This window comes from Brucella pseudogrignonensis (genome assembly GCF_002252525.1).
Lineage (GTDB): Bacteria > Pseudomonadota > Alphaproteobacteria > Rhizobiales > Rhizobiaceae > Brucella > Brucella pseudogrignonensis.
Map to the genome: position 1 here is coordinate 1 of NZ_NNRM01000027.1, position 1,159 is coordinate 1,159.

Sequence of the window (1,159 nt, forward strand, 5' to 3'; positions counted from 1 at the left end):
ATGTCCACTGATATCGGAAACAACTGTGCCATCGGCAATGCCTATCCAACATTTGAAACCGGGCGCAAATATCTGGCACCCGGCATGTTCGGTCCATGCGGATACGGCTTTCCGTCCATCGTAGGCGCCAAGATCGGCCAACCCGATACCCCTGTGGTTGGTTTTGCAGGGGATGGTGCTTTTGGGATCTCGATGAACGAAATGACGTCCATCGGTCGCAAAGGCTGGCCAGCCATTACGATGGTCATTTTCCGCAACTACCAGTGGGGTGCAGAAAAGCGCAATACAACGCTTTGGTACGACAATAACTTCGTTGGGACCGAGCTCAATCCAAACCTGAGCTACGCCAAAGTGGCGGATGGTTGTGGCCTCAAGGGCGTCACTGTTGATACCCAGCAATCGCTCACTGAAGCCTTGCAGAAGGCAATTGATGATCAGTCCAAGGGTGTAACGACCTTTATTGAGGTCATACTCAATCAGGAGCTGGGCGAACCTTTCCGTCGCGATGCGATGAAGAAGCCGGTCGTCGTAGCTGGTATTGATAAAGTGGATATGCGCGAGCAGATGCCTGTTTAACGATGATGCCGGGAGGCTTTCCTCCCGGCCTTTCATGAGATTTTGCCATGCTTCCGTTGGAAAAAATTTTTGAAAAAGCCCGATCACAGCCACGTCACATTGTTCTGGCGGAAGGCGAAGACCCGCGTGTCATCCAAGCTGCCCTTTGTGCAGAGCAGGAGAAAATTGCGCATATTACTTTGCTGGGGTCGGCTGATGTCATAGCTGATCAGATTGCAGGAACGCGGATACAGATTATTGACCCGGCAATGTCTGATAAATACGCGGATTATGCCGATAAGCTTCATCAATTACGGCACGCCAAGGGCATGACGGAAGAGCAGGCCTTGAAAATAGTGAAAACTCCGCTTGGTTTTGCGGCCATGATGGTGCGCGATGGCGACGCGGATGGAACTGTCGCCGGTGCAATTGCCACAACAGCCGATGTTGTCCGCCACGCGTTGCAGATTATCGGAAAGGCGAAAGGCGCATCGCTTGTTTCGAGTTTTTTTCTGATGTTGTTATGCCAATCATATCATCAGAAAAAAGGGGCTTTCATTTTTGCGGATTGCGGCCTTGTGGTCGAGCCGGATTCCGGCCAACT

General features: G+C 51.6%; 2 protein-coding genes. Both read left to right on the top strand.

Features of this window, described 5'->3' with window-relative positions; translation table 11 throughout:
- A partial coding sequence (locus tag CEV34_RS14520; protein ID WP_235819060.1) for a thiamine pyrophosphate-dependent enzyme occupies window positions 1-576 on the top strand: 576 nt, incomplete at its 5' end.
- Between the two features lie 47 nt (window positions 577-623).
- Window positions 624-1,159 (top strand): phosphate acyltransferase (locus tag CEV34_RS14525; protein WP_235819061.1); only part of this gene is annotated, 536 nt, incomplete at its 3' end.